This window comes from Streptomyces sp. NPDC020299, assembly GCF_044387825.1.
GTDB lineage: Bacteria > Actinomycetota > Actinomycetes > Streptomycetales > Streptomycetaceae > Streptomyces.
Genome location: NZ_JBIRWL010000004.1, coordinates 625,881 through 631,880 on the forward strand (window position 1 = coordinate 625,881; position 6,000 = coordinate 631,880).

Consider the following 6,000-nt stretch of genomic DNA (forward strand, 5'->3'; position numbering starts at 1 on the left):
CGACGCACTCGGAGGCTGAAGGGACGAGGCCGGGCGGTAAATGACCCGCCGCGTGCAGGACCTGGGGGCTGGATCTGCCGGCTGCACGTCGTTCGGGTCAGAGAGCAGGGCTCGGGAAGGGTGTCGATGGGGGGTATGGCCTGCTACAAGCCGGGCCAGCGGTCTCGGCTCACCTACGCCCCCGGGGAGAAGCAGCCGACGGAGGTTTTCTTCGACGGGACACAAACGCTGCCGTTCGCCGTCTTGCAGCAGCTCATGGCGATCGTCGCCGCGCAGTTGGTAAGCACGGGATCGTAGGGCAGCCGTCCCAAAACGCATGAGCCCGGCCCGACATCACGAGTTCAAGTTCAGTCGCAGGCGTCGTCCTGAGAGGGGCGGGGCGGTCGGATTCGAACCGACGTCCTCCGAGATGATGTCGCGGCGCACTACCTCTGTGCTACGACCCCGCCTTGCTGGTGATCATAGGCCTCAACTCTGCTGAATGAACAAGGGGGGAGTGCCGACGGTCACCGGCCGGTTGGTGCTCCGGTCCGCCGTTCGCGCTCTCGGTGACAACCGGCAGGCAGGCGTGGGGCCTGCGGCCCTCCGTGGTGGTCACGGCGCAAAGCATCAAGGCGTTGACGCCGTCGGGCCCTTGTCGTGGCAGCCGCGCCGGAACTCAGGCTCCGGTCGTGCCGGTGGGCGCTTGCCGGCTAGAGCTGCTGCTCTGGATGCGCCGGGCCGTAGCCACGAGTTCGGCAGGCAGCGCGGGACCGGCACACGCGTGGTCAATCAGCAGGTCCCGGTACGAGTCGTTCGGCAGATTCGGCGCCAGTTCGATGAGTTCGCTCAGATCGGCGCGCGAGCCGGTCAGTCGTGCACGGTAGGCAGCCCCGGCCGCGCGAAGTGAGAGTTCGGCCGGCTCGTATCTCATCCCCTGATCGACCAGCCGGACCGCAGAGGTGAAGTCGCCCTGCTCAGCACGCACATCGGCCAGGTCGAGACAGAGCGACCAGTTGGCCGGGTCCAGGGCAAGAGCGCGTTCGAACGCCGCCGCGGTCTGCTGAAGATCACCCAGCTTGCGCCACGTGCCCGCTCGCACAACTTCCGTCAGCATGATCCGCTCAACGGAGTCCGCCTGGTCGCAGAGGGCAAACGACGCATCGGTGAGACCGCATGCCCGCAGCAAGATCGCCATCTTGGCCAACGCCTCCGGCAACGGCTGGCGGGCAGCGACCGCCTCGATGGCTTGGAACCAGGGCCGGAATCGCTCCCGCATGCTTTCGGTGTTCAGATCATGGCCGTAGTCCATCGTCCGCATCGCGGCCTCGGCCAGCGTCTCGGCACTCACCCCACCGAGGAATCGTAAGTCGCTGAACCAGGGGGCTTTGGCCCATGCGATGTCCGGTCGCACACCCGTGACCGATCCGATCGCCAGCGCCGCGCCGTTCATGTCGTCCTCAAGAAAGCTGATGTACGACTGCGCCAGTACCGTCCTCAAGGAGTCGGCACCCTGAACGACCTCGGCCAGCTCCGACGGCTTGTCCCTCCACAACTCGGCGAGAACCGCATAGGGCTCCGGGTTCTCAGGTGCGGCGGCGATGGCCCCCGCCAGATAGTGCACGGCTGCTGATGGGCTGCCCCCGCAGTGCGCCATCACTTGCGCGAGACCTATTCCAGCTGCTACTGCCCGATTCGACATCGTCCGAGGGTATCCCTGGTCCGGCCGTCTGTCGGCCGTCCCCCATGGCTCCCTGGACACGATGCTGTGATCTTGTTGTGCGGGGGGGGGGCGATTGCGGCGTCGGACCGTCCTGGATGGCCCGATTCACCTGGCTGAGCCCGCGGCAGGTCCGAAAGCTGATCACCGCGCTGCGGTGTGAGGAGAAGAGCCGACCGAGAGCCATCCAGGGAGCCCCTGGCCGCTGGCGACCGGGGGGCGCTGCCGCCACCTAACCGGCGAGGCCACTCCGGGGTACGACATCCAACTCGCACCACACCGACTTGCCGACGATCAGCTGCTCCACACCCCACCGGTCGGCGACCTCACGCACGATGAGCAGACCTCGGCCGAACATCTCGTCCTGCGACGCAACTCGCGGGCTCGGCAGCGACTCGCCTTTCGGGTCGGACACAGACACGCGTACCGCATGTTCGGTCAGGCCAAGCTCGACACGGAAGAGCCGGTCGCGGAGGCATCCGTGCAGTACGGCGTTGGCACTCAACTCGGAAACGAGTAGGGCGATGTCGGCTGCCAGTTCCGGGTGCCCCCAGTCGGTGACGAGGCGGTGGACGCGCCGGCGGGCGAGGGTGACGCTCTTGGGGAGCGGGGTGTAGTCGAGGCGGTCGTAGCGGAGCGGGACGTCACGCTCGGCGGACTCCTTGGGGGCGACCATGTCGCTCACCTCCGGGCGGGGCGGGCAGCGCGTAAGCCAATTGCGCTTGCAGGCGATCAGTTCGCAACGGAAGGTAGCGAGCCGCTCCCACTCTGTTCAATCTCTTCCTGGAAGATATCAACCGATCGTGTTGCGACCGCCCGGTCACACCCAGCAAACTGGCTCGGCACAGCCCTGAAGGAGCAGCTACGTGACAGTGAGTCAGGCACGGCAGGGAAACAGCACGTCAAGCGTCCTCGGGCGCAGGTTGGGGGCCGAACTCCTCAAGCTCCGCACCACGGCCGGCTTCACTCAGCCACAAGCGGCGGAAGCGCTCTCCGCTTCAACCGCGAAGATCGCCAAGATGGAGGGCGGCTGGGTACCGGTACGCGACCCCGACATCCGCATCCTCTGCGAGCTGTACGGGATCCACGACCATGGGATCGTCGGCGGACTGCTCGAACTGGCAAGGGTCGACCGGGAGCGTCGTAAGGCGAGGGGATGGTGGGACGACTACCGGTCAACGCTCGGCGTCATGCAGGAGTACGTAATTCTTGAACACGCCGCCACGGCTGTCAGAGCGTGGCAACCGGCCTTTGTCCCTGGGCTCCTTCAAACCCCCGAATACGCACGCGCGCTGAGGAACGACGACCCCACGCCCGCCATGGCCAAGCAACGAGGCGCAGACGAGGAGTTCGTAGCCGCTCGCATGGCGCGCCAACGGCGCCTGCAGGACGCCCGTTCTCTGCAACTGCACGCGGTGATCTACGAGGCCGTGTTGCGGAACTTCCCGGGCGGAGCCAACACGGGATACGGCCAACTCGACCATCTTGCGAAGATGGCCGAACTCCCCAACGTCTCACTGCGGGTGTATCCGTTCACCGCAGGCCCTCACCTCGGCCTGAACAGCTCTTTCAACATCCTCTCCTTCGCCGAGCCCGGAGCCATGGACATCGTGTACTCGGAGATCCCCTTCACCCAGCTCTGGCACGAGGGCGGAGAGGGCACAGCCGATCACATCGAGCTCTTCGACCACATCGCCCAGCGTTCTCTCGACGAACAAGCGTCCGTACTGCTCCTCCGCAACCTCCGTAAGGATCTGTGAGTCGTGCCTGCCTTCCAATATCGCAAGTCCAGCTACAGCAACGCCGAGAACGAGTGCGTCGAGGTAGCCACCAACGCCGTCACCAGGATCGCCATACGCGACTCCAAAATACCCACTGGCCCGGCACTCAGCATTTCACCCAGCGCGTGGAAAGTCTTCCAGGACGCCTTGCATGAGGACACTTTTGCTTCGAACTCGCGGTCCGCGTAAGGAATGCTGCTGGCCGGTCCATGGCCGTCCTTATGCGCTCGTCACGGACGCCCGCAGAAAGCTTGTTCACACCTGCAAGCGGAGATCGACCCAGCGCAAGGGCCGGGGCGCACACACAGCAGCCTTGAGTTGCGGCACCATAGCTACAGCACCCCTTCGCAAGCGCCATCGGTATTGCGAAGCAGGACGGGAGAGGGCAGCGCAGGGATCGCCTCGTCGGCGTAGTGTTTCTCCTCGAACTCGATGGGGCTGAGGTAGCCGAGGTAAGCCAGTCAGCAGACTAACGCCGACGCACGAGCAACTCGGCTTCGTCTGGATGACCAGAAAGTCGACCAGCCTCCCGGATCTGTTCGACGGTCATGGAGCTAGCCAAATTGATCGCATCGTGGATTCCATCGCCATTTCCGCGATCAAGTGGAGCCAAGAACCAACGGACCGCCTGAACCGGATCGATGGGAGTTCCAAGACCATCGCGATAACGCTGCGCCGCAACGAACATCGCAGGCACATGTGATGACCTAGCCGCCCGGACGTACCACTGCAATGATTCGACATCGAGACCCTTCTTCGCGCATTGGTCTCCAAGTACAGCACATGCTTCCGGGATGCCTAGGTCTCCAGCCACTTGCAACCACTTGGCGAATTCTCGGAAGTTCTTTCCGGTTCCGTGACCCCGATAGAAATTGACGGCAAGATTAAAAGCCGCATAACCGTCACCAACCTCAGCGGCAGCACGGTACAGCTCATTGGCCCTGTCTGGATCAGGGGTCACGCCTATCCCGCCAGCTAGGACGAACCCCAGTTCTCGCATGCCCTCGGCAACAGCTGCCCCAGCAGCCGCCTCAAGCAAAGCGACGGCACGAGGGAGCTGCTCACCACGCTCCAGGAGCAGACCTGCTACCAGAACCTTCGCGTCGACAACCCCCTGGCCAGCCAGAGACTCCAGCTGAGACTGGATACCCCGAGCCTTCTCAAGGCCGTCTATAGATCCCCTGCGTTTGGCGTGGAAGTACCAGTTGCCAGCAGAGATGAAGTCTCCAGCCTCCGCCGCACGGTCACCGCGTGCCAGGAGTTCCTGAACCGGAACTCCTTCGGGAAAAACACGCCAACTCGGCTCTGCCTCACCCATGGATATCTCCTCACGATCAAAACCGCGGCGCCCACTCGGCCAATGGAGGCGATCCTACAGTACGGACTGTCTCCAGCGATGCATGGGACTCGCTAACCCCAAGTTGGGTAGTCATATACCGTCCATGACCCATCTGGCGCGAATACATTTATCGATGTTGGGTCGGATACGTGCACATGGACCACCAGCCCCACAGCCCACTGCTGGAACCACGAAATACAGTCATCGCACATTTCTCGGTTCACTGATATCGATACGCCAGAGTTCAGGACCGCCGCTTGCCTCTCTGCATGAGACAAGTAATACGCCCCAGGGCCGCCAGAATTATCCATAAACGGATGAGGATTCCGAGCAATCGGCATAGCCGAATAAACTTGATCAGGCATCGCCCTTTGAGAACCCGCCGGAATATCTGTCGAGTAGCCGCTGACCGCCTGAATTCCTCCGGCGTCTGCAATGGTCTTACGTCCATCAACACCCGATACGAACGAGACATCGCCGGGATGAGGGGCCGCCCGAAGGGCCGCCGCCGTTGGGCACCCGGTGTTGTGCACGAGAATTGGCGTGTTCCCGGCCACGACATAGTACGTGTGGAGCCGACTGACCGTGAGGTTGTACATGTCGCGGTCGCCGGGCCGTTCGAGGACGGCGGCGATGTAGACGTGCTGATCGGTAGCGGTGTTGAGGGCATGGCCCGGCTTGAGTTCGCCGGCGGGGATCCAGGTGTGGAGGGTGTCGTCCCAGAAGGGGTGTTTGGCCGTGGTGTGAAGCGTGGTGGTGGCACCGCCGGCCAGCCGGATGCGGAGGTCGATGAGGTCATAGTCGTGGTTCACCCATGTGGCCGTGACGGCGCGCGAGCCCTGGTGCTTGCCCGTCTTGGGGTCTGCGGCTTCGACCTTGTCACCAGTTTTGATCTTGCCGATCGGTTTGGTCTTGCCCTTGGCCATCAGGACGGGCGTCTCGGGCGAGAAACTGCACTTGCTCGGCTTTCCGGCGGCAGCCGGCTCGGTCCCCGACGAACCAGTGTCCGGCTCGCTCGGCCGGGCTGCCGCCGCATCCGCGTCCCTGGCCGCCTCCTCGACACGAGCCTTGGCGTTTGCCCGCTTAAGAGGTCATCTCATTTGGTGGCTACATGTGGGGACTCCGCGACAAGTTGAGCCATCTCGCGCAGGCGGTGCCAGTACTCAGGGGCGTCCGCTTCG

The 6,000-nt window shown here is 63.7% G+C and carries 6 protein-coding genes; 2 read left to right on the plus strand and 4 right to left on the minus strand.

Annotated elements, in window-relative coordinates:
* Positions 1-658 precede the first annotated feature (658 nt).
* Complete coding sequence (locus tag ACH45E_RS14320; protein WP_361438165.1) at positions 659-1,603, minus strand: tetratricopeptide repeat protein; 945 nt, start codon at positions 1,601-1,603, stop codon at positions 659-661.
* 328 nt (positions 1,604-1,931) lie between these two features.
* Positions 1,932-2,375: an ATP-binding protein gene (locus ACH45E_RS14325; RefSeq protein ID WP_361438167.1), complete on the minus strand. Its 444-nt coding sequence runs from the start codon at positions 2,373-2,375 to the stop codon at positions 1,932-1,934.
* 190 nt (positions 2,376-2,565) lie between these two features.
* On the opposite strand from ACH45E_RS14325, the gene ACH45E_RS14330 reads away from it, so the two are divergent.
* Complete coding sequence (locus tag ACH45E_RS14330) at positions 2,566-3,459, plus strand: helix-turn-helix transcriptional regulator (RefSeq protein WP_361438169.1); 894 nt, start codon at positions 2,566-2,568, stop codon at positions 3,457-3,459.
* 3 nt (positions 3,460-3,462) lie between these two features.
* The gene (locus ACH45E_RS14335; RefSeq protein WP_361438171.1) at positions 3,463-3,669 is read left to right on the plus strand and encodes a DUF397 domain-containing protein; all 207 of its coding nucleotides are present in this window, start codon (positions 3,463-3,465) and stop codon (positions 3,667-3,669) included.
* A gap of 280 nt (positions 3,670-3,949) precedes the next feature.
* Here the strand turns inward: ACH45E_RS14335 and ACH45E_RS14340 are convergent, their stop codons facing one another.
* The gene (locus tag ACH45E_RS14340; protein WP_361438173.1) at positions 3,950-4,798 is read right to left on the minus strand and encodes a tetratricopeptide repeat protein; all 849 of its coding nucleotides are present in this window, start codon (positions 4,796-4,798) and stop codon (positions 3,950-3,952) included.
* 92 nt (positions 4,799-4,890) lie between these two features.
* Positions 4,891-5,745: a polymorphic toxin-type HINT domain-containing protein gene (locus ACH45E_RS14345; RefSeq protein ID WP_361438175.1), complete on the minus strand. Its 855-nt coding sequence runs from the start codon at positions 5,743-5,745 to the stop codon at positions 4,891-4,893.
* Positions 5,746-6,000: the final 255 nt, after the last annotated feature.

Bases quoted from the DNA above. Each gene is read 5' to 3' on its own strand.
- ACH45E_RS14325 (WP_361438167.1), bottom strand. From the start codon at position 2,375: ATGGTCGCCCCCAAGGAGTCCGCCGAGCGTGACGTCCCGCTCCGCTAC.
- ACH45E_RS14340 (WP_361438173.1), bottom strand. From the start codon at position 4,798: ATGGGTGAGGCAGAGCCGAGTTGGCGTGTTTTTCCCGAAGGAGTTCCG.
- ACH45E_RS14345 (WP_361438175.1), bottom strand. From the start codon at position 5,745: ATGGCCAAGGGCAAGACCAAACCGATCGGCAAGATCAAAACTGGTGAC.